The sequence below is a fragment of the Dactylococcopsis salina PCC 8305 genome (assembly GCF_000317615.1).
GTDB classification, from domain to species: Bacteria; Cyanobacteriota; Cyanobacteriia; order Cyanobacteriales; family Rubidibacteraceae; genus Halothece; species Halothece salina.
In genome coordinates this window covers 2,293,135-2,318,311 of sequence record NC_019780.1, presented here as the reverse complement: position 1 = coordinate 2,318,311, position 25,177 = coordinate 2,293,135, and the positions used below count along the sequence as shown (strand labels likewise).

Below are 25,177 nucleotides of genomic sequence, written 5' to 3'. Positions count from 1 at the left end.
TTAAATTAAGTAATGTTACAAATGAGGGGTAAGATAATATTTGCTGTCCTATGTCTGAGTTCAATCGTGACTCCCTCAAAGTAAAAGCGGTTTTGCTGGGAGCAAGCCCGATCGTCATTTTACCCAGTGCGGCGATTTCTCCCGCTTTACCTGCGATTCAGGATTATTTTGCAGAGATTAACAATTCTGAATACTGGGTGCGACTAATTTTAACAATGCCTGCTCTCTCTATTATTCTCGGCGGTTTACTTGTGGGTCAACTCATCGATCGAGTAGGACGAAAAACGCTCCTCATTGGCTCAATTAGTTTAGCCAGTCTTTCTGGAGGCGTGGGTTATTTCTTAGATAGTTTAACCTTACTGCTTCTAACGCGAGTCGCGCTCGGATTTGCGGTTGCGGGAGGGATTACCAGCATTACCACCCTCATCGCTGACTATTACGAAGATAAGACTCGATCGACGCTAATGGGATTACAATCGACTTGTATCGCACTGGTAGGAGTTGTGGTGTTATCAGTCAGTGGGGTGTTAGCAGATATCAGTTGGCGTGTTCCGTTTCTCATTTATCTTGCGCCTTTGATATTAGTGCCATTTATGATCCTCTGGTTGCGAGAACCCATCCATGAAGTGATTGAACAAGAAGGAGAAAACCGAGGATTGTCTTGGGCGCAGTTACCCTTATTAACCATTGGGGTAATTTATGGAGTAGAACTCTTACATATGTTTCTGTTTTATCTTACGCCAGTACAGCTACCGTTTTACTTGCGCTCTTCCTTTGATGCGTCTGCGTCTTTAAGCGGCGTTGCCATTGCAACCATGACTTTTTGTCAAGCAGGTTCGTCTCTCGGTTACGGTTGGCTAAAAGCAAGATTTACCTTTATTAATGTTTTGGCAATGGCGTTTAGTCTTGCTTGTGTCGGACATATCATTGTCGCGGTTGCTCCCAGCATTAAATTTATCGTTTTGGGTTTGGGGGTAAGTGGCTTAGGATTTGGCTTACTGTTTCCCAATTGTAAGGTTTGGGTGACAAAGACGGTTAACGCTGAAATTAGGGGAAGAGCATTAGGGGGCTTAACCACAGCCTTCTATATCGGTGAGTTTCTTTCTCCTTTTGCCAGTCAAACGGCGGTGCAGTGGGTTGGCGCTGGCGGCACTTATGCTCTTGCCAGTGGGATTTTAGGTGTCGTAGCTGTGTTTGCTTTTGCCTCTAGTGTGAAAACTGCTCTCACTCCTGCAACGGAATCATTGTCTCGTAACTCGTGAAACCCTCATGTCGATTGGGCGAAATGAAACCCAACACTTCCCACGTAATAACTGCTAAATGTTGGGTTTCGCGACTCTCCACCCAACCTACTGGGGAGACTGCTTAAGGTTGGGTTTCGCGACTCTCCACCCAACCTACTGGGGAGACTGCTTAAGGTTGGGTTTCGCGACTCTCCACCCAACCTACTGGGGAGACTGCTTAAGGTTGGGTTTCGCGACTCTCCACCCAACCTACTGGGGAAACTAAACAGGGGACTGTGCTGCAAAAACAAAGTCATTTTCGGTTAAGGTATTGGCTTGTACCCCTTGTAATTCAGCGATCGGGTTGTTAGCCTCTAAACCAATGAGAGTGTTTTCTCCATTTTGATTCACAATGAGATCATTAAAAGAAAGGTCTGGGAAACTACCGAAACCGATCGCGTCTTCTCCTGATGTAAAATCGGTAATGATGTTAGGAGAGTTGGGAATTTCATCAGTAGCAATCCAGAATTGATCAGCGCCGCTATTGCCAATCAGAAGATTGTTTCCGCCTTGTCGCACGAAAAGACGATCGTCTCCATTCCCACCTGTTAGTAAATCATCATTTCCAGCAATGAGATCATCATTGTCGTCGCCTCCATAAAGTCGGTTATTACCTGTTCCTTGAGAAGCATCTAGGGTGTCGTTACCGCCTTCTCCAAAAAGACGATCGTTGTTCCCTGCAAATAATTCATCAGCATTGCTGCCACCATAATTACGGTTAGAACCATCTCCCGCGATCGAACCATCAACAAGGTCTTCCCCAGCGCCAGTGAAGGTGATTTGGTTATTCCCTGTATAAGGATCATTTTGATCAGCGGCATTGAGGGTGTCGTTATTAGAAGTTCCGAAGACCAAATCATCGACAGCACTAAGATCTGTGATGTCTGCTGACTCGGGAATTTCAACAGGAATTGAGTCGTCATTTTGAAATTCGAAAGAAGGTGCAATTTCGCTACTTTTGGCACTCTGAATGCCAAAACCGCTCAAATCAGAATTGGTAGTTATAGTAGGAGAATTGGTTGTGCTTGAAGAGATAATTTCACGAACTTCCTGATCACTTAAGTCAGGGTTCGCTTCCAACATTAGCGTCACTATTCCTGCAACGTGAGGAGTTGCCATGGAAGTGCCATTCCAAGAATCATAATCTCCTCCTGGAATAGAAGAATAAATGTCTTCTCCAGGGGCTGTTACGTAAATCATTGATGGATCTTCCCCTGCTTCGTTGGAAAAACTGGATTGCTGGTTACTGCGGTTAACAGAACCTACCACCACGCCAAATTCATCGGCAAAAACACCTGGAGCAGCTGGCTCCTCCTGAGCCTCATTGCCTGCAGCAGAAATGACTATGACTCCTTGATCAACAGCATATTCAATGGCATCCTCTATTATAGGAGATGGATTGGGACCGCCTAAACTCATATTGATCACATCTGCCCCATTTTGAGTGGCATATACGATCCCGTTGGCTATCCCTTGATAGGTTCCAAAGCCATCATCCCCTAAAACTTTAACAGGCATGATTTGGGCGTTATGGGCAACACCAGTGACACCTACACCATCATCACGACCGGCGATTGTTCCTGCAACGTGGGTTCCGTGTCCTTGTAGGTCTGAGGTATCGTTTTTATTCCCCGCAAAGTTCCACCCGTAAACATCATCGACGAAGCCATTTCCGTCATCATCCTCTCCATTGTTTGGTATTTCCCCAGAATTTTCCCAAATGTTGTCGAATAAATCGGGATGATTTCTGTCAATACCTGTATCGAGAACTGCAACAACCATACCTTCCCCTGTATAGCCTTGCTCCCAAACTTCCGGTGCGTTAACCATATTCACTGCCCACTCATCGCCATCACCAAACAGATCAACGATGGGAAAAGGATCTTGATTCAGTACTGATGCGACAGCAACAGATGCATCCAAGAAACCATAACCAGTTCGAGCATCAAAGGGATTTGGTTCGGGAGAAATCGACGCTGTTTCAGAGGCAATCTCCAACTCATAGCTACTGATTGCAGGCCCAAAGGGATCTACTTTGATGAAATACGTTCCAGCCTCTAGTAGAGCAGAAATACTTTCATCTTGGAAACCGCCTTTTTCTGAGGAACTGATAATACCGCCCTCGACATTAAGGAGTTCTAGATCTAAGTCTGCTGACAGGCCACTGAGTCCAATTGTTACTTCACTCAAGCTATCTAATTCAAAGCGGAAGTAGTCTAGCTCGTCGCCGTCTTGTCCGACTCCTTCAGAATGAGTATCATTGATGCCGATTGATAATGCTTCGTCAAGACTATTGCCCGCAGAATCGTCGGGAATTGAAGGACTGTCACTTGAGGCGAGAGATAGCTCATAGTCTATCTCTCCGCTGTAAGCATCGATTTTGATGAAATACTCGCCACTAGCCAAAAATGTCTCGATCGTCTCAGAAGAGTCAAAACTGGAAGACCCATCTACATACTCTTCATTAGCATCATACAGTTCGAGATCGGCATCCCCTCCAATTCCTGTCAAGTTGAGTTCGATCATCGTGTCGTTGACTAAGTTAAAAGAGTAGTAGTCCTCTGGATCGCTAGAACTCACTCTTTCTGTCTTGGTTTCGCCAATCTCGATCGCCATAGCAGACTCGAAAGTATTATTACCGTCATCATAGGTCGGTTCTTCTGAGACACTCAATAGGTCTAAGGTGTAGTCAGTGAAACCAGACCAAGCCTCAACTTCTAAGTAATAATCTCCGGCTGCTAACTCCTCGACAATAGATTCCGAACTGAGTCCTGCGTTAGCTGAAGAAGCGATGACGTTTTGACTGCTATCATATAAGAACAGGTCAGCATCATCTAGATCAACATTGAGAATAACATTAACGGTACTCTCCTGAGCTAAGTTGAAGACATAGTAGTCAGAATCATCAACATCCACCTCAACATCACTGGAAATAATGTCGGTGGCATCAAGGCGATTCGCTGTGTCGAAGCTGTCGTTATCATCAATGATTGGTTCTGAGAAACTCAACAGGTCTAAGGTATAGTCAGTGAAACCAGACCAAGCCTCAACTTCTAAGTAATAATCTCCAGCTGCTAACTCCTCGACAATAAATTCTGAATCCAAGCCTCCATTCATCGACAAGGCGATGAAATTTTGAGCGCTATCGTATAAGTACAGGTCAGCATCGTCTTCGGAAACATCGAGAGTCACTTCAGCGGTACTCTCCTGAGCCAAGTTGAAGACATAGTAGTCGGAATCGTCGAATCCTGCTTCTACCGAATCGTCAATAATGTCGGTGGAATCGATGCGCTCAGCAGTTTCAAAACTAGAGCTAGTCATAATACATTACTCCTCATATTGTTCCTTAAAACTCTCACTCTTTCTATTTACTTCAAACAATCCATTTAAAGATTTAAGCGTCAAAGATAATTAACAATGACATAGTTAAATATGAAATTGTTGAAATAAACAACCTCACTAGATTAGCATAGAGATCACCCTAAGACTGCAAATTAACAAAAGTTCACACACTTTGAGGGTAAGGCGCGATCGCGGTTTGGGGGAGGGATGGAAAATCATTGTCGAAGCCAATCCAGAACTCCCAGAAGGGGAGGAGGTGACTAGGCCCTTGCCACAAGCCTTTATAGAATGGGAACAACAAGTTGAACAGCGCGGGAAAAAAACAGAAGCGCGATCACTAGTCTGGCGACTGCTCTCACGGCGTTTTGGAGACATTCCTTCCCCAATTCAAACCCAGATTGAGAAATTAGAGATTGAGCAAACTGAAGCCCTGGCTGAAGCTCTCTTGGATTTTACCTCGATCGCTGATCTTAAGCGTTGGTTGCTTGATGCAAGAGGAACAGAACAATGATTCCTCTGATTAGGGTCTCCTGAAATTTGGCGCGATCGCTGCTTAAGGTAAGGAATCAATTGAGACCTCAAGATGAGATAATAAAAAAAACTCATCCTTGATTCTTTCTTTTGACTCGAAACCTTCACGATCAATTTAGTAAAGATTCTCTTGAAGAATTGCTCTATTCTTTTGGAAAAAGCGAGGTAGATTCTAAAGTGGCTTCCGAAGTTCGCGAAATTGATTTCTTTTTCACTCCTGATCCCGACAAGAAAGCTAACTTAACCGCATTAGGCTTCTTGGGGAAATTAGCGTTAACTCCTGCTGTCATTGAACCGTATCGTAATCCCATTAATGCCCAAGAAGTGCGAAAGTGCTTGAAAAAATTACTGGATTTAGAAGCAAGCCAACAACGACGCTACCGAAGAGAACAAACCCCATTCTCGGAACAAGAAGCGCCGACTCTCTGGATTCTCTCACCGACCATTTCTGACTCAGTGCTGGAAGCATTTAAAGCTGAACCAGACTTAGAAAACTGGGTGGAAGGTTTCTATTTTTGTGGGGAAGGATTCAGAACTGTTTTGGTTGCCATACACCAACTTCCTCGCACTCCCGACACCTTATTCTTAAGGATTTTTGGTCGCGGTAAGGTGCAAATGCAGGCAATTGAAGAGTTACAGCAACTACCAGAAACCAACCCCTTTCGGGATAGAATGCTCGAAATTGTAGCGAATATGGTTGCTATCTTAGAAGTAAGACAGCAAGAGCAACAAGGTTTAGAAACTGAAGAGAGGGAATTTCTCATGCAACTATCAACGGTTTATACCCAACGTCTAGAAGAGGCTGAACAACGCGGTGAACAACGCGGTGAACAGCGAGGTGAACAACGAGGTGAACAGCGTGGCATTGCGATCGCGCAGCGAAGATTCATCCGCAACCTTTTAAGTCGAGGCATGACAATTGAGGAAATTGCTGAACTCACTGAACTTTCCCCAGAAGAAGTGACTCAACTCATTAATCAAGATGAACAGTAGCTTAGTAGCGCGATCGCGCTTCCATTGTTGCCAACAATAATGTTGGGTTTCGCGACTCTCCACCCAACCTACTGGGGAGACTGATTAAGGTTGGGTTTCGCTACTCTCCACCCAACCTACTGGGGAGACTGATTAAGGTTGGGTTTCGCTACTCTCCACCCAACCTACTGGGGAGACTGTGCTGCAAAAACAAAGTCATTTTCGGTTAAGGTATTGGCTTGTACCCCTTGTAATTCAGCGATCGGGTCGTTAGCATCCAAACCAATGAGAGTGTTTGACCCTTCTTGACTCAAACTCAAATCACTAAAACTCAGGTCTGGGAAACCACCGAAACCGATCGCGTCTTCTCCTGATGTAAAATCGGTAATGATGTTAGGAGAGTTGGGAATTTCATCAGTAGCAATCCAGAATTGATCAGCGCCGCTATTGCCAATCAGAAGATTGTTTCCGCCTTGTCGCACGAAAAGACGATCGTCTCCATTCCCACCTGTTAGTAAATCATCATTTCCTGCAATGAGATCATCATTGTCGTCGCCTCCATAAAGTCGGTTATTACCCGTTCCTTGAGAAGCATCTAGGGTATCGTTACCGCCTTCTCCAAAAAGACGATCGTTGTTCCCTGCAAATAATTCATCAGCATTGCTGCCACCATAATTACGGTTAGAACCATCTCCCCCGATCGAACCATCAACAAGGTCTTCCCCAGCGCCAGTGAAGGTGATTTGGTTATTCCCTGTGTAAGGATCATTTTGATCAGCGGCATTGAGGGTGTCGTTATTAGAAGTTCCGAAGACCAAATCATCGACAGCACTAAGAACAGGTTCATCAAAACCATCGGTAATTCCGTCGATGGTAACTGTTATCTCTGCGGTATTTGTACCACCATTCCCGTCAGCTACAGTGTAGGTAAAGGTATCAGTAGCAGTGTCTCCGTCGTTGAGGTCTTCAAATGCACCATTGGGGTCATATTCATAACTTCCATCAGCATTGAGAGTCAGTAAAGTTCCTGAATCTAACTCAAACGTCGTGCCAACATTAGCTTCTTCTCCATTGACCGCGCTAACTGTGAGATTGTCCCCATCGGGGTCGCTATCATTGGTAAGGACTCCATTGGCAGCATCAACATTGAGAACCGTATCTTCGTCAGTCTGATTGCTATCGTCTGTAGCCACTGGCGATTCATTAATTCCTTGTTCAGCACTGATTACTAACTCATCCAGATTTTCTTCTGGGTTCGCTTGAAAACTTGAATCTGGATCACGCAGGATAATGTTAGCGGTTGTGGTGTCAGTAGCTGGATCAAAACTATCTGCTAAGGGAAGCCGTAATTTTCCTAAATCAACCGATGTTTCTCCTTCTGGAATTTCATCAGCGCCAAAGGGCCAGTCTTCATCAAAACCGCGGGAATAAGCGAAACTAATAAGAACATCAGTATTGGGGTCGTTATCTAGATTATTCGTATCTTCAAAAGCACTGGGAATGCCATTCGATAACAATGAACCAAACTCAAAGCGATCAACAAATGTTCCTTCTGGTAGCTGAATGCCTGACAAATCAGGGTTAGTATCTTCTAGTTGCAACACTGAAGAATCCACAGCTACTGAAAAACTTAAAAATTCTGCATTAGCGGCTTCTGGGTCTTCTGTACGGTAAGAGAGATTGATCTCAACTTCCGAACCTGCTTCTACAGGAGAGGTTAAGTTTGCCTCAACAACATGATTGGGAATCCCATCTTCTGGTTGAATTGGTTCGACAAGGATATCATCACCTGGTATGTCTAAGGCTTGAACGTTATCAAACACATTTTGCTGACCAAGGTCGGTTTGGCTAATATCCATTTGTTCGGGTCCCAAGTTTGCCAAAACTCGCAGGATGTTCAAGCCATCTACCGAACCGTTAGCAACTCCACTTCGATCCACATCAAGGGCCGGATTGTCGATGTCGAGTCCCTCCTGGATGTTATCAAAGATGTTTTGCTGACCAACTTCGTCGGGGGCTTGACTGGTATCCATGGTTTGGGCCCCTAAGCCGAATAGGAAATTCAAGATATTTAAGCCATCGACTGAACCGTTGGCAACGCCGTTCTCATCCACATCGAGATTAAACGTTGGGGTTGCTGTCTCATCATCATTATCAATTAAGTTGACGGTAACTGTACTTGTGCCAATAATCGTATCATCATTGGTCTGAGTTGCAGTAATATCAAACCCAAAACTCGGTGTGGTTTCAAAGTCTAAATCGCCAGGGTCAGCAACGGTAATTAAACCGTTTTCAGGAGCAATGGTGAAGGCATCTGTGCCATTACCGTTGGGGTCTAACTCACCATCGAGACCAAAGGTGAAGTCATCGCCTTCGGCATCAACGGCGATCGCCTGACCGACGATCGTTCCCTCAACGCTGTTTTCACGAATCTCATTGACATTTGCTGCTACGCTTGGGGGCTGATCAACATCAGGAGGATTAAAAGCAATAGTAACCGAACCCGTAGCTGTTGCACCTAGAGGGTCAGTTGCCGTGACGCTTAAGGTAAAACCGAAAGCATCTAAATCACCGCTATCATTGATTGTGATTTGTCCCTGTCCATCGATCGCAAACGGAGCTTCCCCATCACCATCAATATCTTCATTTCCAGCACTGATGCTGACTTCGAGGTTTTCTAAACCATCATCACCGTCTTGGATTGAGACAGTTCCGACCACTTCACCATCGGCTAAATCTTCTTCAATAGTGAAGACAGCATTATCTACTTCTGGTGTCGCATTACCACCAGCCACATTGAGAGCGGAACCAATAAAGGTATCATCCCCTGTGGTGGCAAAGTCGATAATCGCTGAAGTCCGTAAGAATCCTTCGGGAACACCCGCTTCTTCGACTTGGGCAACAATTTCATTGAAGGCTTCTGTGCCTAACTCCGCTTCTAAGCTGGCGAGGGTCACTTCTTCGGCAGGGAAATCAGGATTGTTGATGTTTTCAATATCTTCTCCATCCCGTAAGAGTAAAGAATTGGCACCGTCAGTAATACGGAAGGCCTCAGCAAACTCACCGTTAATTTGTTCAAAGGTTGCCTCTTGAATCACATCACCGTTGCTGTCAACGATGTCATTACTGGGATCGCCATCTTTATTCCCCATGACACCTGTAATGTTGCCATTACGTTCCTCAGAAAGGAAGAAACGAGGATCAATGCGGTTTTCAAAAACTTGTACAACGATCCGTTCTTGGGCTTCACCGCCGAGGCTAATGTTAAAGAAGCCATTACCCAAGTTAACAATGCGACCGCCATCTCCCACTTCGATTCCAGCTACACCAAAATCGGTTACGGCTTCACCATCGACAAACACAGGATTTTCTTCTCCTGCATAAATCGCAACGGTATTGCCATCAATTTCAGTTCCAATGGCGGTGTAGTTGGACAGTCGATCTGAAGGTTCTCCGTTTTCCTGAATAGCAGGGGCGGTGCGAGCCTGAATGTTTAACGGGTTATTTTCATCAGTGGACTCAATGAGAGTGAACTCACCCACCACTTGGAAGCCGAAGCTATTACGGTCAAAGGTGGTAACGTGAGGATCACCAAAGCCAAAGGCGGGACGACCAAGGTTGACATCAATACTGGAGGCTCCCTCAGTTGTTGCTTCACCGTCGCTTACTTCTACTGTTAAGTCAAAGGAAGGAACAGTCCGAGTAAATGCGAAGAAATTACCAAACGAAACCACTTCAAATAAAGGTCCGAGATCATCGGTATCGTTAACAGTAATTACCCCTTCATTGTCAATCGCAAAGGGCGCATCACCATCACCATCAACATCGGGGTCTTCTGTTTCTCCCCCTGTAAATGTATTGATCAGACGGACTTGAGAGGCTTCACTCAAGCTAACCGTTAAATCATCCCCATCTGGGTCGCTAATGTCTAGCTGACCGAATTGTGTTCCGTTGGCAGCAAATTCATCAATCTCAAAGTTACCGATACCAACCACAGGAGGCTGATTTTCGGGAGGGACATTAACCGCCAAGAAATCTTGGACATCTCTGCCAGAGGTAACGCCAAAAGTTTCAATAAATCCTGCACCTGGAGTATTGCTATTGGCAGAAGCAAAGAAATCTTCAACGATTAGGTCATCGGCAATGCCATCAGCAACGATATCAACTAAAACGTTAGCCCCATCTCTTTCAATTCCGATTAATCCTACCGTGGGTGCTTCTAAGGAAACTTGGAAGGCAGTCCCTTCGGTGTCAAAAATTTCTAGCGTATCATTCCCAGCAACATCATTGATGGTGTTAACACCGCTCAAATCACGGCTAATCTGGTAAATATCATCACCATTGCCACCGTTGAGAGTGTCGTTGCCAAATCCACCGTCGAGAGTGTCGTTGCCAAATCCACCGATCAAACGATCATTACCGCCTAAACCAACTAGAGAATCATTGCCATCAAACCCCTGAATCACATCATCTTCATTGTCGTTACCAACAAGATTATTGTCGTTGTCATCTCCGTTAAAATCTGCCATTGGTTTATTTACTCCTCACTGTGAGACTATTTATTTTTTTGTCAAGAAAGTTAAATCACAAACAAAAACGTTATTTATGAGCAACTTAGCATTTTCCGATCACAATGTAAAATCTTTAATTGAAGTGGGATAGATGCTTGCAATACTTACCTAGACTGCTCTCACAATCTTTAAGAGAGTTCTAGTTCTAAGTTTTCTGGTTTCTCTCGCCTTACCTCTAAATCAGTAATCAGTTATCATAACCATTGGCACGATTTGGCTATGGTAATCAGTCTAAAGCGCGATGCAATGAATCAGTAGCCCGATCGCGCTTCCATTGTTGCCAACAATTAGGGAACTCAAGATGAGATAATAGGTAAAACTCATCCCTGATTCTTTCTTTTGACTCGAAACCTTCACGACCAATTTAGTAAAGATTCTCTCGAAGAATTGCTCTATTCTTTTGGAAAAAGCGAGGTAGATTCTAAGGTGGCTTCCGAAGTTCGCGAAATTGATTTCTTTTTCACTCCTGATCCCGACAAGAAAGCTAACTTAACCGCATTAGGTTTCTTGGGAAAATTGGCGTTAACTCCTGCTGTCATTGAACCGTATCGTAATCCCATTGATGTTAAAGAAGTGCGGAAGTGCTTGAAAAAATTACTGGATTTAGAAGCAAGCCAACAACGACGCTACCGAAGAGAACAAACTCCTTTATCGGAACAAGAAGCGCCCACTCTCTGGATTCTCTCACCGACCATTTCTGACTCAGTGCTGGAAGCATTTCGAGCGAAACCAGATTTAGAAAACTGGGTGGAGGGCTTTTACTTTTGTGGAGAAGGATTGAGAACGATTCTCGTTGCCATACACCAACTCCCTCGCACTTCCGATACCTTATTCTTAAGAATATTTGGTCGCGGTAAGGTACAAATGCAGGCGATCGAAGAGTTACAGCAGTTGCCACCAAGCAATCCCTTTCGGGATAGAATGCTCGAAATTGTAGCGAATATGGTTGCTATCTTAGAAGTAAGACAGCAAGAGCAACAAGGTTTAGAAAGTGAAGAGAGGGAATTTCTTATGCAGTTATCAACGGTTTATACCCAACGTCTAGAAGAGGCAACTCAACAAGGCATTGAACAAGGGGTTAAACTTGCACAAAAAAGATTGATCCGTAACCTTTTAAGTCGAGGCATGACAATTGAGGAAATTGCTGAACTCACTGAACTTTCTCCAGAAGAAGTAACTCAACTCATTAATCAAGAGCAGTAGTTTAGTAGCGCGATTTTAGATTTATACCATTTTGGAGAATTGGCGCTACAGTATCGACGACTTAAGCCCCCCAAACTTGGGGGGTTGGGGGCTTTAAGGTAACTTGACTTTTCCAAAATGGTATGAATTCAAGGTCTATGCTCGATTGACCGGAAGCGCGATCGAATCCAAGATTCGATCGCGCTTCCATTGTTGCCAACAATTAGGGAACTCAAGATGAGATAATAGGAAAAACTCATCCCTAATTCTTTTGACTCGAAACCTTCACGACCAATTTAGCAAAGATTCTCTCGAAGAATTGCTCTATTCCTTTGGAAAAAGCGAGGTAGATTCTAAGGTGGCTTCCGAAGTTCGCGAAATTGATTTCTTTTTTACTCCTGATCCCGACAAGAAAGCTAACTTAACCGCATTAGGTTTCTTGGGAAAATTAGCATTAACCCCAGCGATGATCGAACCGTATCGTAATCCCATTGATGTTAAAGAAGTGCGAAAGTGCTTGAAAAAATTACTGGATTTGGAAGCAAGCCAACAACGACGCTACCGAAGAGAACAAACTCCTTTATCGGAACAAGAAGCGCCGACTCTCTGGATTCTCTCACCGACCATTTCCAACTCAGTAATTGAAGCATTCGGGGCGAAACCAGACTTAGAAAACTGGGTGGAGGGCTTTTACTTTTGTGGAGAAGGATTGAGAACCGTTCTCGTTGCCGTACACCAACTTCCTCGCACTCCCGACACCTTATTTTTAAGGATTTTTGGTCGCGGTAAAGTACAAATGCAGGCGCTCGAAGAGTTACAGCAGTTGCCGCCAAGCAATCCCTTTCGGGATAGAATGCTCGAAATTGTAGCGAATATGGTTGCTATCTTAGAAGTAAGACAGCAAGAGCAACAAGGTTTAGAAAGTGAAGAGAGGGAATTTCTGATGCAGTTATCAACGGTTTATACTCAACGCCTTCAAGAGGCTGAACAACGAGGTGAAGAGCGTGGCGTTGAACAAGGTATTGAACAAGGTATTGAACAAGGTATTGAACAAGGGGTGAAACTGGCGCAGCGAAGATTCATCCGCAACCTTTTAAGTCGAGGCATGACAATTGAGGAAATTGCTGAACTCACCGAACTTTCCCCGGAAGAAGTCACTCAACTGATTAATCAAGATGAACAGTATAGCGTTTCTTAGTCTATTTTTGTTATTTGTTATTTGTTATTAGTCAACAAAGGACGAAGGTGTTCCTGAGCCTGTCGAAGGACAAACAATAAGAACTTTTACCGCCAGATTTTGGCAAGATTTAAGTGAAATCCCTTCAAAACATCTTCCCCAGAAAGAAACTTGGGAGCTTCTAAAATTTCTACCGCTTGTTTGGCGCGGTAGATCGCAACTCGCTTATTTCGTGGTTCAATTAGCCAACCTAAGCGACAGCCATTTTCTTTATATTCTTCCATTTTCTCAGTTCCTGGCTTCCAAGAATCTGAGGGAGATAGCAGTTCCATGACAAAATCAGGACACAGGGGGAGAAAGCCCTTCTTTTCCTCTGTTGTTAGTGCGTTCCATTTTTCTAACGGAATCCAGGCGACATCAGGCGATCGCTGTGCGCCATTGGGTAAAGCAAATCCCCCAGAAGAATCAAAGGTTTTTCCCAACCCCGTTTGGCGATTCCATACACCTAAATCAATAATGAGTTCAGCATTCCAAGCACTGGTTTCTCCACCTGTGGGCGACATAACAATTAATTCTCCGTTAGCGTTGAGCTCTAGCTTGGTGTCGGGGTTGATTGCACATAGGGTGTAAAATTGTTCTTTGCTTAATTGAATGATGGGATTGAGGTTGAGGGTGGTAGTCGTCATAAGGGTTAACTGCTGGAAGGTTCTGAAATTAATTTTACAAGGTTGGTTAGAGCGGTGTTGGGTGAGGGGCAAAACATGGGTAAAGTAAGCTAAAGAAGCGCGATCGCGCTTCCATTGTTGCCAACAATTAGGGAACTCAAGATGAGATAATAAAAAAAACTCATCCCTGATTCTTTCTTTTGACTCGAAACCTTCACGACCAATTTAGTAAAGATTCTCTTGAAGAATTGCTCTATTCTTTTGGAAAAAGCGAGGTAGATTCTAAGGTGGCTTCCGAAGTTCGCGAAATTGATTTCTTTTTCACTCCTGATCCCGACAAGAAAGCTAACTTAACCGCATTAGGCTTCTTGGGGAAATTAGCGTTAACCCCAGCGATGATCGAACCGTATCGTAATCCCATTGATGTTAAGGAAGTGCGGAAGTGCTTAAAAAAGTTACTGGATTTAGAAGCAAGCCAACAACGACGCTACCGAAGAGAACAAACTCCTTTATCGGAACAAGAAGCGCCGACTCTCTGGATTCTCTCACCGACCATTTCTGACTCAGTGCTGGAAGCATTTAAAGCTGAACCAGATTTAGAAAACTGGGTGGAGGGCTTCTATTTTTGTGGCGAAGGATTCAGAACCGTTTTGGTAGCTATTCACCAACTCCCTCGCACTCGGGATACCTTATTTTTAAGGATTTTTGGTCGCGGTAAGGTGCAAATGCAGGCGATCGAAGAGTTACAGCAGTTGCCACCAAGCAACCCCTTTCGGGATAGAATGCTCGAAATTGTAGCGAATATGGTTGCTATCTTAGAAGTAAGACAGCAAGAGCAACAAGGTTTAGAAAGTGAAGAGAGGGAATTTCTCATGCAACTATCAACAGTTTATACCCAACGTCTTCAAGAGGCTGAACAACGCGGTGAACAACGCGGTGAACAACGCGGTGAACAACGAGGTGAACAACGCGGTGAAGAGCGTGGCATTGCGATCGCGCAACGAAGATTCATCCGTAACCTCTTAAGTCGAGGCATGGCAATTGAGGAAATTGCTGAACTCACTGAACTTTCCCCAGAAGAAGTGACTCAATTCATTAATCAAGAGCAGTAGTTTAGTAGCGCGATTTTATATTTATACCATTTTGGAGAATTGGCGCTACAGTATCGACGACTTAAGCCCCCCAAACTTGGGGGGTTGGGGGCTTTAAGGTAACTTGACTTTTCCAAAATGGTATGAATTCAAGGTCTATGCTCGATTGACCGGAAGGGTCACCGAATCCAAGATTCGATCGCGCTTCCATTGTTACCAACAATTGAGACCCCAAGATGAGATAATAAAAAAAACTCATCCCTGATTCTTTCTTTTGACTCGAAACCTTCACGACCAATTTAGTAAAGATTCTCTTGAAGAATTGCTCTATTCTTTTGGAAAAAGCGAGGTAGATTCTAAGGTGGCTTCCGAAGTTCGCGAAATTGATTTCTTTTTCACTCCTGATCCCGACAAGAAAGCTAACTTAACCGCATTAGGTTTCTTGGGAAAATTGGCGTTAACTCCTGCTGTCATTGAACCGTATCGTAATCCCATTGATGTTAAAGAAGTGCGGAAGTGCTTGAAAAAATTACTGGATTTAGAAGCAAGCCAACAACGACGCTACCGAAGAGAACAAACCCCATTCTCGGAACAAGAAACGCCTACCCTCTGGATTCTCTCACCGACCATTTCCAACTCAGTAATTGAAGCATTTGGGGCGAAACCAGACTTAGATAACTGGGTGGAGGGCTTTTACTTTTGTGTAGAAGGATTGAGAACCGTTCTCGTTGCCATACACCAACTCCCTCGCACTCCCGACACCTTATTCTTAAGGATTTTTGGTCGCGGTAAAGTACAAATGCAGGCGATCGAAGAGTTACAGCAGTTGCCGCCAAGCAACCCCTTTCGGGATAGAATGCTCGAAATTGTAGCGAATATGGTTGCTATCTTAGAAGTAAGACAGCAAGAGCAACAAGGTTTAGAAAGTGAAGAGAGGGAATTTCTTATGCAGTTATCAACAGTTTATACACAACGTCTTCAAGAAGCTGAACAACGAGGCATCACGATCGCGCAGCGAAGATTCATCCGCAACCTTTTAAGTCGAGGCATGGCAATTGAGGAAATTGCTGAACTTACTGAACTTTCCCCAGAAGAAGTAACTCAATTCATTAATCAAGAGCAGTAGTTTAGTAGCGCGATTTTATATTTATACCATTTTGGAGAATTGGCGCTACAGTATCGACTACTTAAGCCCCCCAAACTTGGGGGGTTGGGGGGCTTTAAGGTAACTTGACTTTTCTAAAATGGTATTAATTCAAGCTCTATACTCAATCCCGCTCTCGATTTTAATGAAGTGTTAAACTAGCCCAAAACCGAACCCAGAGAAATGGTTAAATTCCATATAAAATCTTTATGCAAACTATTGATTATCTTCGGATTAGTTTAATCGATCGATGCAATTTTCGCTGTCATTATTGTATGCCCAGTGATGAGGAATTAAATTATCTTCTGCGAGAAAGTCTCCTCACCAAAGAGGAAATTATTACCCTCTTAAAAGAAGTCTTTATTCCCCTCGGCTTTAATAAATTTCGTTTAACGGGAGGTGAGCCTTTATTACGTCCTGATTTAGTAGAAATTGTAGCAGCAATTACCTGTCTTCCTGAAACTAAAGATTTAGCGATTAGTACCAATGCTTTTCTTTTGGAAAAATTCGCAAAGCCTCTTTATGAAGCAGGTTTGAGACGAATTAATATCAGTTTAGATTCTCTCCAACCTGACAATTTTGATAGTATTATTGGCAATCATGGTCGCAGTCGTTGGGAACAAACTTGGAACGGAATTTTAGCGGCGCATCAGGTGGGTTTTGATCCCCTTAAACTGAATGTGGTAGTGATTCCAGGAGTGAATGATCAAGAAATTTTAGATTTAGCGGCTCTAACTTTTGACAAAAATTGGCACGTGCGTTTTATTGAATTTATGCCAATTGGCAATCCTGAATTATACGCCGATCGAGCTTGGATTCCCTCAGAAGAAATTCGGCAAAATATCCGTCAAAAATGGGGCTTAGAAACCTCAGAAGTCTTAGGAAATGGACCGGCGGATGTCTTCCAAATTCCAGGGGCGAAAGGAACACTGGGCTTTATTTCTCAAATGTCAGAATGTTTCTGCGATCGATGTAACCGAATGCGGTTGAGTGCAGACGGTTTATTACGTCCTTGTTTACTGAATGAAACGGGACAAATTGACCTGAAAACCGCACTACGGCACGATCGAGACTATCAACAACTGCGCGATCGAGTGCAACATCTTCTCGACATTAAACCCGATATCAACTTCAAACAGCGAGAAAACGGGACTTTAACGGGAAACTACAGTCGCACTATGTCCCAAATTGGCGGTTAATTATTACAAGATATTATCAATAATTGAAACTTGTTGCAAATATTCTCATTAGCGAGTAAGATTGTCAATATATCGCATTTATTGCCAACAAAAACTTATGGTAATGCAACCTTATACCTCATCCTCCCTCAAAGCCGAGTTAAACTCTCGTGGTTGGCGACTCACTCCCCAGCGAGAGACAATCCTCCATGTTTTCCAAAACCTACCGAGAGGACATCATCTCAGCGCAGAAGAACTATTCCATCTCCTAGAAAAGCGCGGCGAAGAGATCAGCCTCTCTACAATTTATCGTAGTGTGAAACTAATGACTCGCATGGGGATTTTACGAGAGTTAGAACTTGCCGAAGGACATAAACATTATGAACTTCATCGTCCTCATCCCCATCACCATCATCACATTGTTTGTATTCAATGTAACCGCACGATCGAGTTTAATAACGATTCCATTCTCAAACAAAGCCTCAAACAAGCGGAAAAAGAGGGATTACAACTCATCGACTGTCAGTTAACTATTATGACCATTTGTCCCGAAGCGATTCGGATGGGATGGCCCTCGGCACTTCCCAGTAATTGGGCTTGTACTCGCGCAATTTCCGAAAGTGATCAACAAGAAAGCATTGAACATATAGAACAAGAAATTGCCGAAAGTGAATCCAATTCTAAGGATAAACAATAACCAAAACTTGGCTACAGGCGAACCCCAGTTCGCCACAAAAATTAATTTGTAATTGCTTATTTGGTTATAGGCGAATCCACATAAATCATCGGTTCTTCCATCGAAAATTGCAACTGGTTTTTCTGTAAGCGCTGGGCGATTTCTTGATTCGCCATTTCCACTAATCGCTTACGAATATTGAGAGAAGTACTACTCGAACTCAAAAGGAAAAAACTGACGCGGGCGCGAGTTCCAGGTTTATCTTCGGGTTCAAAGGTTGCAATGCGAACACTTCCCTGTTCCACCCCAAATAAGCCACCCAAACTATCTTGTAACGTTTGTTCTACTAATGCTCGTTCACTAGACGCTAACACCTGCGGAAAATCTAAATATAACAACGCCATTACCTTTTTTCCCCGTGAGACATTCTCGACATCGGTACTCGCCATTATGGAATTGGGAACAATTAGTAACGTATTCGTCACCACCAAACGAACTTTTGTGGAACGAATCCCAATCGACTCCACACGCCCATAAATATCCTCAGCAACGGGGTTAAAGTTAGCGCGGATATACTCTCCTGGCACATAAGGTCGATCGAGATAAAGAACCACTGTACCAATGATTTGAGATAACACTTCCTTCGCCGCAAAAGCCACCGCAATCCCCCCAATTCCAAATCCTGTGAGGACACTGACTAAGTTTAAATCTTGACTTTGAGCAAAGAAAATCGCCCCCAAAAAGCCAATAATAACATTCGCAACGGTTTCTCCAGCGACAAGAATATCGTCACCTTCTCGACTCAAATTTTGAATTAAGGTAATGCCATAGACGCGGATAATTTGTCGCACTAAACGAGATAAAAACCAAGCGAGAGTAATGGTTACGCTTAAGTAACTAAAAAATTGTAAAAAGTTAAAGAAGGCTGTATAAGGACGAAATAAGTTGATATTAATGGCGATAAAAATGAGGAAACCTGAACGCACCATTAAATTTCTTAAGGGAGTAATGATCCGATCGTGAGGTTCTGCTAAAAATTTCGGTGCAAATCGATCGACCCCCCATTGGAAAAAAGCGGGCAAAAGCCGCGCGGCTAAAATTGCGATTAAGGTAAAAAGAATAAACCAACCTAATCGCGTTAAAAAACCGAATAGTTCTTCTTGAAAGTTAGCATCAATTTCAAAAAATAGTTTTTGAAAAATTTCAGAAATATCCATAAGTTCAGTTAATTGTTAATCGTTAATCTGGGGTCAGTTCTTCTAGAGAGTAACGGGAGAATCCACATAAATTGTTGGTTCAGAAAAATTAAATTGCAAACCTTGAGCTTGCAGTTTTTCTGTAATTGACTTGTTGGCAATTTCTAATAATCGTTTACGGATAATCATAGATTCTTCATTAGACCCCATTACAAATAAACTAATTCGTGCTTGTGTTCCTGATTTATTTTCTGGTTCAAAAAGCAGAACTTTTGTACTACCTGGATCAAGACCAAAGAGTTCTTTATTTACACTATCTTTAATCGCTTGTTCTACTAATGCTCGTTCGGACTGGCTTAAAACATTGGCGAAATCTAAGAAGAATAACACCATCACTTTTTTGCCCCGTGAGATGTTTTCAATGTCTTTTGTTACCATCAAAGAGTTAGGAACAATTAAGAGAGTGTTACTAACTGTAATTCTTAGTTTTGTCGAACGCAGTCCAATGGATTCAATTCTGCCATAAACATCCTCTTGAGGAACAACGAAATTAATACGAACATACTCCCCTGGAAGATAAGGACGATCGAGATAAATGACCACTGTGGCGAGAATTTGAGATAAGGCTTCTTGGGCGGCAAAAGCAACCGCAATCCCACCAATTCCTAAACCTGTCAAGAGTGCAACTAAATCAAAGTTTTTGCTTTGTGCAAAGATAAGGACGGTAAAAAAACCAATAATGACATTGATTGTATTTTCAAAAATTAGGATTAAATCATTAACATCTTGACTCACTAATTTAATTAAACTAACTCCATAGGTGCGAATTACCTGCTTTGCCACTTTGGAAACTAACCAAGCGGCACTAACCGCAACAGCAAAGTCAGCAATAAAATTAATCACTTCAAAAAAACTGCGGTAAGGTTGCAGAATATTGATACTAATATTAACAAGAATTAGAGTTAGAGTAGTAACAAAAGCAGGACGAAATGGGTCACTAAAAGACTTATATTGCTGGAATTTTTCTGGGGGTAAAGATCGCGCTGTAAACCACAATAGTATAGAAGGGATAATTCGACTAATAAGGGAAGCTAAAATAATGAGAACAAGCAATATTCCTAATCGAGTTCCCAGTAGAATGAGAAATTCTTGGTCGAGTTTCCAATTCTCCCAGAACATCCAGTTATCAGAAATAAATTCAAGGGGTTCAAAGGCAAATAATTGGTTCATGGTTGGCAAACTTCATTTAATTGGGACTAAATATTCATGGGAGAATCAATGTTGATTGGTTTTTCATCAATACTGAAACCAATTCCATAATCTTTTAAGCGTTTGCTGATATTGCGTCGCGCAGCTTCTAATAATTGGGTCCGAATTTCTAAAGCGAGAGAACCAGAACCAAGGATAAAGAAGGTGACTTGCGCTTTCACTTTTCCTGATGTTCCATTACTACTGTTTCCTACTTCCTCAAATTTAACTTCGGTTAAACGATGATCAATGCCATAAATATCTCTGGTACTATCAAGAATAATTTGACGCACTAACGCCTTTTCTTGTTCGGGAATTCCTCGATCGAATAAGATATTAAGCAGGGTAATAATTTTCTGCGCCCCAGAAAGGTTTTCAACGGACATTTGGGTTAGCATACTATTCGGAATTACCACTAATGTTCCTTTACCAGAAAGGCGAATTTTGCTCGATCGCCAGCCGATTCCTTCGACACGACCAAATGTTCCATCTTGGAGGTGAATATAGTCATCAACCACAAACGGGCGATCGACATAAAGTAGAATTGTCCATAATACTTGTTCGAGAACTTTTTGAGACGCAAACGCGATCGCTAAACCGCCAACACCAACACTCGCAATCAAGCCAGTAACGCTGAGACGATGGGATTCGGCAAAGATAAAAATAACAATGAGAATAATCAACGCATTGGCAACAAATTTGATAAATGCTAACAATTCACTGTTAACATTGTTGCGACTTCTTAAAGCTAAATCGAGGAGATAACCGCCAAAAAATTGATCAAAAAGAGTGAAAGCGAGAAGACAAATATTAATCGCGATCGCCCCTCCTAAGAAAAACTCACTAATGTATAACCAAGTGGGTTTATCTGGGTTTAATAACAGGATTATGTCTATAACCGAAAACCCGATCGAGAGGATAATCCAACGTTGATAAGGAACAAAAATCTGTTGATAGGCTTCTCGTAATTCCAACGGGAGAAAACGGGAAGCAAGAAAGCGCAGAAGACTGGGAATGACAAAAATTAGGGTGATAATTAAAATTGTCAATCCCCCTAAAGCCAGATAAAGTGGATCGATCGATATGGACTCCTCAGAAATCAATCGATCCATTTGATCAACCAAATTTAGTATTGATTCTGCATCCTCCAAAGAAGAGGGATCAACCTCGGAAAACAGGGAAGGTAAAAGGAAAGAATGAGAGTTATTGGTCATGCTAAACACAGTAATGACTCAGCCTATAGTTACAAGTTATAAACGAATTCGAGCCTATTATACAGTACAATCTTTGATTCAGCACCACCAATAAATACTTAGCTTTGTTGAGCCACATTAAATCCTAATGCTTTCTTTTTCATGGTTTGGAAGATATTATAAAACCCGTTGGCGCGAGAAGGAGTTAAGCTCACTTTTAAACCTGTTTCTTCAATAAAATCAGGAGAGACATTTAAAATTTCTTCTGGGGGTAAATCATTCAAACCATCAATTAAAAAAGCGACTAACCCCTTAACTAATTGGGCATCAGAATCGCCTAAATAATGCACCTTCCCGTCTTCTAAACTTGCTGTAATATACACTTGAGAAACGCAACCAGAGACTTTATTCTCTGGATTTTTTGCCTCTTCTGGCATTGCTTCCAGTTTTTTAGCATACCAAAGTAACTGTTGATATTTTTGTTTGGGATCGCTACGACGTTTAAAACGTTGTACAATCTTATCTAACTTGGGAGGTAAAGTATTAGCAGACATCCGTTTAATTTTCTATTTACGCTTCAAACTTCCCTCATTTTAACAATTACATCCTCTAACACTTATGACAAAATTGATTCGGATTGGTATTATTGGCACAGGTTTCGTAGCCCAACGACGCGCTGAAGCATTGACAGCGGACGATCGCGCGGAAGTGATCGGTGTTTCTGGGCATAGTCTAGACAGCTTAAAATCCTTCTGTGAATCTCATTCGATCAGCAAGTATGACTCTACAGAAAACCTCATTGCGGCTTCTGAAATTAATCTGATTGTCATCTGCAATATTAACTCGGAACATAGTAATTTAGCTCAAGCGGCGTTAGAAGCGGGGAAGCACGTTGTGGTTGAATATCCTCTTGCTTTAAATCCAGAAAAAGCTCGATATTTAATTAATTTAGCTAAACAGAAAAATCTCCTCCTTCATGTAGAACACATCGAACTTTTAGGGGGATTGCACAACGCAATTCGTCAATGGCTTCCTGAAATTGGCAACGTTTTTTATGCCCGTTATAGTACCATCAATCCTCAAAATCCCGCACCGAAAAAATGGACGTATAACAAACAATTATTTGGGTTTCCGTTCAGTGGTGCGTTATCTCGTTTCCATCGGTTTACTGATTTATTTGGCAAAGTAACAACCGTTAATTGCCATAGTCGCTACTGGGAAAGAGAAAACTCAGATCAGTATTTTGCTTGCTTGAATAATGCTCAATTACGCTTTGAGAATGGTTTGCTTGCTGATGTAATTTATGGGAAAGGAGAAGTCTTTTCGCAGCCCGATCGTCGCTTTGAATTACAAGGGGAAAAAGGAATATTAGTTTTTGAAGGAAGTGAGGGAAAATTATTGCGCGGTGAGGAAGAAACTTCGATCGAGGTGGGAAGTCGGCGTGGCTTATTTGCCAAAGATACGACTTATGTTTTAGATTATTTGACGGAACAAAAACCGCTATATGTCAAACCCGAATCGAGTTATTATGCCACTAGAATCGCAGAAGCAGCAAGAGTGGCAGCAGAAACGGAGAAAACAATATTTATTGACAATTAAAGAAACGATCGCCCTCCTATAATTCTCTCCCTCTTTGAAAGGCAGGGTGGTTTTATTATGAATGAAATCAACTCCGCTCTGGGGAAATGGGGAGAGATGTTGCTAGATTTTTTTGACGATTAATTGTTATTTAGGGTTTGCTGTTGGGAAGCTGAAAGTTTTACCAAATAACGATTTGATACGATTAAGATATGAGTAAAAATGCAAGTTCATTGATTGTTCAATCGTCACGCACCTTGCATCAAAACCTTAAACTCATACCGATCAATCAACCCTCTTGCCTCTTGCCTTTTGCCTTTTGCCTTACTAAACCAACCAATGGACTTTTTCAGGAGGCACTATTTATTCCTTTGCTACATCATTCTTAACATTTTACGAATTTTCGCCATTTCAGGGCGTTGATCTTGCCAAATGGCGTGTTCCGTTATAAAATGACCGTACCATGATGGGAAGTAGTGCCAATGTTAAAAATTATTGCCATCAAATCCCTATGGTTTCGTTTATTGCTTGCGATTTCCTCTTCTCTTCTTAGGGGTAGAAATGAACATTAAGTTAGATTAAGCTGACGACAAAAAAATCATTAACCGTAGGCAAAATTCTAAAAATATGGTATGCAAGCAGATTTTAAGTTGAATTAAACATCATCTCCAACTCCCACACCCAGAGAAGCCATTAAAAGCAAAATTTTTTTTTCAGGGGTTGCGCTCGATCGAGTTTCCTGATAAAATATCCTTATACAATGGGAAGTGTTGCCAATTTTAGAAAACGCCCCTGAAAGCAAGGAAAATCGTTTCTCATATCCCCCTCCCCGTATTGACAAGCGTCGATCGAGCATTAGATTTTCAAAAATGAACGAAGACTAACCATAAGGAAAAGCAGTGGGTGAAATCAAGAAAATATGGTATGCGAATGGATTCTCATGTTGAATCAAGCATCATCCCTAACCTCCACACAGGGTTGTTTTATTTTTTTGAAAGGAGGGAAATTATGAGAAACTCGATCGCGCAATCATTAACTTTAGAACAATTTTTAAATCGTCCTGAAACGAAACCCGCTTGCGAATATATTAACGGGGAAATTAGACAGAAACCAATGCCACAAGGAGAACATAGTTTATTACAAGGAAAGCTATGTCAAAGCATTAATCAAGCGGCAACTCCTGATAAAATTGCTTATAGTTTTCCAGAGTTACGTTGTACGTTTGGAGGGCGATCGATTGTTCCTGATCTCGTAGTTTTTCGTTGGGAGAGAATTCCCTTAACCCCTTCTCGAAAAATTGCTAATCGGATTGAGACTTTTCCCGATTGGTCAATTGAGATTTTATCACCGCATCAAAATCAGACTAAAGTTTTAGATAATCTGCTTCATTGTTCACAACAGGGAACTGAGTTAGGCTGGTTAATTGATCCAGAAGAAGAAACGGTTTTAGTTGTGTTTAGTGACCAACGCATTCAGTTATTTAGAGGACAAACAATTCTTCCTATTTTAAGAGGAATTAACTTCGATTTAACTCCCGATAATTTATTTAATTGGTTACAGTTTGAGAATTAGTTTTACTCTGCTTTCTTAAAAGAGGTTTAAGTTTAAAGCGATCGCGTCGATCGAACAATTAAATTATCACTGAAGATCATCGGGAGAAATATGAAAGTTGCACTGTTTGGAAGTAAACCTTATGACCGTCGCTTTTTTTGAAATAGCGAATGAATCCTATTACCATGAGTTAACGTTTTTAGAACCTCATTTAGAAACAAAAATCGCACTTTTAGCGAAAGATTCAGAAGCAGTTTGTATCTTTGTTAATGACCAAGTTGATCAAGAAACTTTAGCCGTAATCAAGATTCGATCGCGAAAATGAAACCAGGAGTAATGTTGATTAATACCAGTCGCGGTGGCTTAATTGATACTCAAGCGGTGATTGATGGGTTGAAAAATAAAACTTCAGTGAAATTGAAACCAAAAATGACTGTAACAATTTAGTAACCTAGAATGTAGGTTGGGTGGAGAACACGAAACCCAACATCAAACAGTTAGCAGTTAAGCAGTGACCAGTTACCAGTAGTTCTCAAACTTAATTAGTAAGTAAAAGTGAAAGATTGATTGATTATTAATTCACTGCTTACTGATCACTG

General features: G+C 42.2%; 20 protein-coding genes and 1 pseudogene. 13 read left to right on the top strand and 8 right to left on the bottom strand.

Features of this window, described 5'->3' with window-relative positions:
- The first annotated feature begins 50 nt into the window (after positions 1 to 50).
- Complete coding sequence (locus DACSA_RS11340; protein ID WP_015229888.1) at positions 51 to 1,262, top strand: MFS transporter; 1,212 nt, start codon at positions 51 to 53, stop codon at positions 1,260 to 1,262.
- Positions 1,263 to 1,505: 243 nt separating this feature from the next.
- Here the strand turns inward: DACSA_RS11340 and DACSA_RS18310 are convergent, their stop codons facing one another.
- Positions 1,506 to 4,604 (bottom strand): S8 family serine peptidase, encoded by a 3,099-nt coding sequence (locus DACSA_RS18310; RefSeq protein WP_015229887.1) that lies wholly within the window; start codon positions 4,602 to 4,604, stop codon positions 1,506 to 1,508.
- A 193-nt stretch (positions 4,605 to 4,797) separates the two neighbouring features.
- Between DACSA_RS18310 and DACSA_RS11330 the strand changes: the two genes are divergently transcribed.
- Positions 4,798 to 5,136, top strand: a complete 339-nt coding sequence (locus tag DACSA_RS11330) for a DUF4351 domain-containing protein (RefSeq protein ID WP_232225071.1) — start codon at positions 4,798 to 4,800, stop codon at positions 5,134 to 5,136.
- 110 nt (positions 5,137 to 5,246) lie between these two features.
- The gene (locus DACSA_RS11325) at positions 5,247 to 6,149 is read left to right on the top strand and encodes an RpnC/YadD family protein (protein ID WP_015229886.1); all 903 of its coding nucleotides are present in this window, start codon (positions 5,247 to 5,249) and stop codon (positions 6,147 to 6,149) included.
- 164 nt (positions 6,150 to 6,313) lie between these two features.
- Here the strand turns inward: DACSA_RS11325 and DACSA_RS11320 are convergent, their stop codons facing one another.
- A complete protein-coding gene (locus DACSA_RS11320) occupies positions 6,314 to 10,657 on the bottom strand; it encodes a VWA domain-containing protein (protein WP_015229885.1) in 4,344 nt (1,447 codons plus the stop codon).
- Positions 10,658 to 11,038: 381 nt separating this feature from the next.
- Between DACSA_RS11320 and DACSA_RS11315 the strand changes: the two genes are divergently transcribed.
- Positions 11,039 to 11,902, top strand: a complete 864-nt coding sequence (locus DACSA_RS11315) for an RpnC/YadD family protein (RefSeq protein ID WP_015229884.1) — start codon at positions 11,039 to 11,041, stop codon at positions 11,900 to 11,902.
- Positions 11,903 to 12,152: 250 nt separating this feature from the next.
- Complete coding sequence (locus tag DACSA_RS11310) at positions 12,153 to 13,079, top strand: RpnC/YadD family protein (protein ID WP_015229883.1); 927 nt, start codon at positions 12,153 to 12,155, stop codon at positions 13,077 to 13,079.
- Positions 13,080 to 13,165: 86 nt separating this feature from the next.
- On the opposite strand, the gene DACSA_RS11305 is transcribed toward DACSA_RS11310, so the two are convergent.
- Complete coding sequence (locus tag DACSA_RS11305; RefSeq protein WP_015229882.1) at positions 13,166 to 13,744, bottom strand: Uma2 family endonuclease; 579 nt, start codon at positions 13,742 to 13,744, stop codon at positions 13,166 to 13,168.
- Positions 13,745 to 13,923: 179 nt separating this feature from the next.
- On the opposite strand from DACSA_RS11305, the gene DACSA_RS11300 reads away from it, so the two are divergent.
- The 4 genes from DACSA_RS11300 to DACSA_RS11280 all read left to right on the top strand — a co-directional run bounded on the left by DACSA_RS11300 (position 13,924) and on the right by DACSA_RS11280 (position 17,833).
- Positions 13,924 to 14,835 carry an RpnC/YadD family protein gene (locus tag DACSA_RS11300; RefSeq protein WP_015229881.1) on the top strand — a complete coding sequence of 304 codons (912 nt, stop codon included), beginning with the start codon at positions 13,924 to 13,926 and terminating at the stop codon, positions 14,833 to 14,835.
- A gap of 253 nt (positions 14,836 to 15,088) precedes the next feature.
- The gene (locus DACSA_RS11290) at positions 15,089 to 15,940 is read left to right on the top strand and encodes an RpnC/YadD family protein (protein ID WP_015229880.1); all 852 of its coding nucleotides are present in this window, start codon (positions 15,089 to 15,091) and stop codon (positions 15,938 to 15,940) included.
- Between the two features lie 227 nt (positions 15,941 to 16,167).
- Complete coding sequence (moaA, locus tag DACSA_RS11285) at positions 16,168 to 17,157, top strand: GTP 3',8-cyclase MoaA (protein ID WP_015229879.1); 990 nt, start codon at positions 16,168 to 16,170, stop codon at positions 17,155 to 17,157.
- A 103-nt stretch (positions 17,158 to 17,260) separates the two neighbouring features.
- Positions 17,261 to 17,833: a transcriptional repressor gene (locus DACSA_RS11280; protein WP_051017375.1), complete on the top strand. Its 573-nt coding sequence runs from the start codon at positions 17,261 to 17,263 to the stop codon at positions 17,831 to 17,833.
- Positions 17,834 to 17,889: 56 nt separating this feature from the next.
- Here the strand turns inward: DACSA_RS11280 and DACSA_RS11275 are convergent, their stop codons facing one another.
- The 4 genes from DACSA_RS11275 to DACSA_RS11260 form a co-directional block, all read right to left on the bottom strand.
- Positions 17,890 to 19,029 (bottom strand): mechanosensitive ion channel family protein, encoded by a 1,140-nt coding sequence (locus DACSA_RS11275; protein ID WP_015229877.1) that lies wholly within the window; start codon positions 19,027 to 19,029, stop codon positions 17,890 to 17,892.
- Positions 19,030 to 19,071: 42 nt separating this feature from the next.
- Entirely contained in the window at positions 19,072 to 20,238 is a 1,167-nt protein-coding gene (locus DACSA_RS11270; RefSeq protein ID WP_015229876.1) for a mechanosensitive ion channel family protein, read from the bottom strand.
- A gap of 26 nt (positions 20,239 to 20,264) precedes the next feature.
- On the bottom strand, positions 20,265 to 21,470 hold the full coding sequence (locus DACSA_RS11265) for a mechanosensitive ion channel family protein (protein WP_015229875.1): 1,206 nt from the start codon (positions 21,468 to 21,470) through the stop codon (positions 20,265 to 20,267).
- Positions 21,471 to 21,568: 98 nt separating this feature from the next.
- On the bottom strand, positions 21,569 to 22,003 hold the full coding sequence (locus DACSA_RS11260) for a SufE family protein (RefSeq protein ID WP_015229874.1): 435 nt from the start codon (positions 22,001 to 22,003) through the stop codon (positions 21,569 to 21,571).
- Positions 22,004 to 22,067: 64 nt separating this feature from the next.
- Between DACSA_RS11260 and DACSA_RS11255 the strand changes: the two genes are divergently transcribed.
- Positions 22,068 to 23,048 (top strand): Gfo/Idh/MocA family protein, encoded by a 981-nt coding sequence (locus DACSA_RS11255; RefSeq protein ID WP_015229873.1) that lies wholly within the window; start codon positions 22,068 to 22,070, stop codon positions 23,046 to 23,048.
- 634 nt (positions 23,049 to 23,682) lie between these two features.
- Here DACSA_RS11255 and DACSA_RS20690 read toward each other — a convergent pair.
- On the bottom strand, positions 23,683 to 23,883 hold the full coding sequence (locus tag DACSA_RS20690; protein ID WP_156800768.1) for a hypothetical protein: 201 nt from the start codon (positions 23,881 to 23,883) through the stop codon (positions 23,683 to 23,685).
- A gap of 152 nt (positions 23,884 to 24,035) precedes the next feature.
- Between DACSA_RS20690 and DACSA_RS11250 the strand changes: the two genes are divergently transcribed.
- From DACSA_RS11250 to DACSA_RS22880, 3 genes and pseudogenes are all read left to right on the top strand, one after another.
- Positions 24,036 to 24,599, top strand: a complete 564-nt coding sequence (locus DACSA_RS11250) for a Uma2 family endonuclease (RefSeq protein WP_015229872.1) — start codon at positions 24,036 to 24,038, stop codon at positions 24,597 to 24,599.
- Between the two features lie 121 nt (positions 24,600 to 24,720).
- Positions 24,721 to 24,903: a hypothetical protein gene (locus DACSA_RS11245; protein WP_041235459.1), complete on the top strand. Its 183-nt coding sequence runs from the start codon at positions 24,721 to 24,723 to the stop codon at positions 24,901 to 24,903.
- Positions 24,879 to 24,983 (top strand): annotated as a pseudogene (locus DACSA_RS22880) (NAD(P)-dependent oxidoreductase); the annotation flags it as partial. The gene DACSA_RS11245 and the pseudogene DACSA_RS22880, both read left to right, overlap by 25 nt.
- Between the last annotated feature and the right edge of the window lie 194 nt (positions 24,984 to 25,177).

Coding starts and splice junctions, on each gene's coding strand:
- DACSA_RS11340 (WP_015229888.1), top strand. CDS start 51: ATGTCTGAGTTCAATCGTGACTCCCTCAAAGTAAAAGCGGTTTTGCTG.
- DACSA_RS18310 (WP_015229887.1), bottom strand. CDS start 4,604: ATGACTAGCTCTAGTTTTGAAACTGCTGAGCGCATCGATTCCACCGAC.
- DACSA_RS11320 (WP_015229885.1), bottom strand. CDS start 10,657: ATGGCAGATTTTAACGGAGATGACAACGACAATAATCTTGTTGGTAAC.
- DACSA_RS11305 (WP_015229882.1), bottom strand. CDS start 13,744: ATGACGACTACCACCCTCAACCTCAATCCCATCATTCAATTAAGCAAA.
- moaA (WP_015229879.1), top strand. CDS start 16,168: ATGCAAACTATTGATTATCTTCGGATTAGTTTAATCGATCGATGCAAT.
- DACSA_RS11280 (WP_051017375.1), top strand. CDS start 17,261: ATGCAACCTTATACCTCATCCTCCCTCAAAGCCGAGTTAAACTCTCGT.
- DACSA_RS11275 (WP_015229877.1), bottom strand. CDS start 19,029: ATGGATATTTCTGAAATTTTTCAAAAACTATTTTTTGAAATTGATGCT.
- DACSA_RS11270 (WP_015229876.1), bottom strand. CDS start 20,238: ATGAACCAATTATTTGCCTTTGAACCCCTTGAATTTATTTCTGATAAC.
- DACSA_RS11265 (WP_015229875.1), bottom strand. CDS start 21,470: ATGACCAATAACTCTCATTCTTTCCTTTTACCTTCCCTGTTTTCCGAG.
- DACSA_RS11260 (WP_015229874.1), bottom strand. CDS start 22,003: ATGTCTGCTAATACTTTACCTCCCAAGTTAGATAAGATTGTACAACGT.
- DACSA_RS11255 (WP_015229873.1), top strand. CDS start 22,068: ATGACAAAATTGATTCGGATTGGTATTATTGGCACAGGTTTCGTAGCC.
- DACSA_RS20690 (WP_156800768.1), bottom strand. CDS start 23,883: ATGCTCGATCGACGCTTGTCAATACGGGGAGGGGGATATGAGAAACGA.
- DACSA_RS11250 (WP_015229872.1), top strand. CDS start 24,036: ATGAGAAACTCGATCGCGCAATCATTAACTTTAGAACAATTTTTAAAT.
- DACSA_RS11245 (WP_041235459.1), top strand. CDS start 24,721: ATGACCGTCGCTTTTTTTGAAATAGCGAATGAATCCTATTACCATGAG.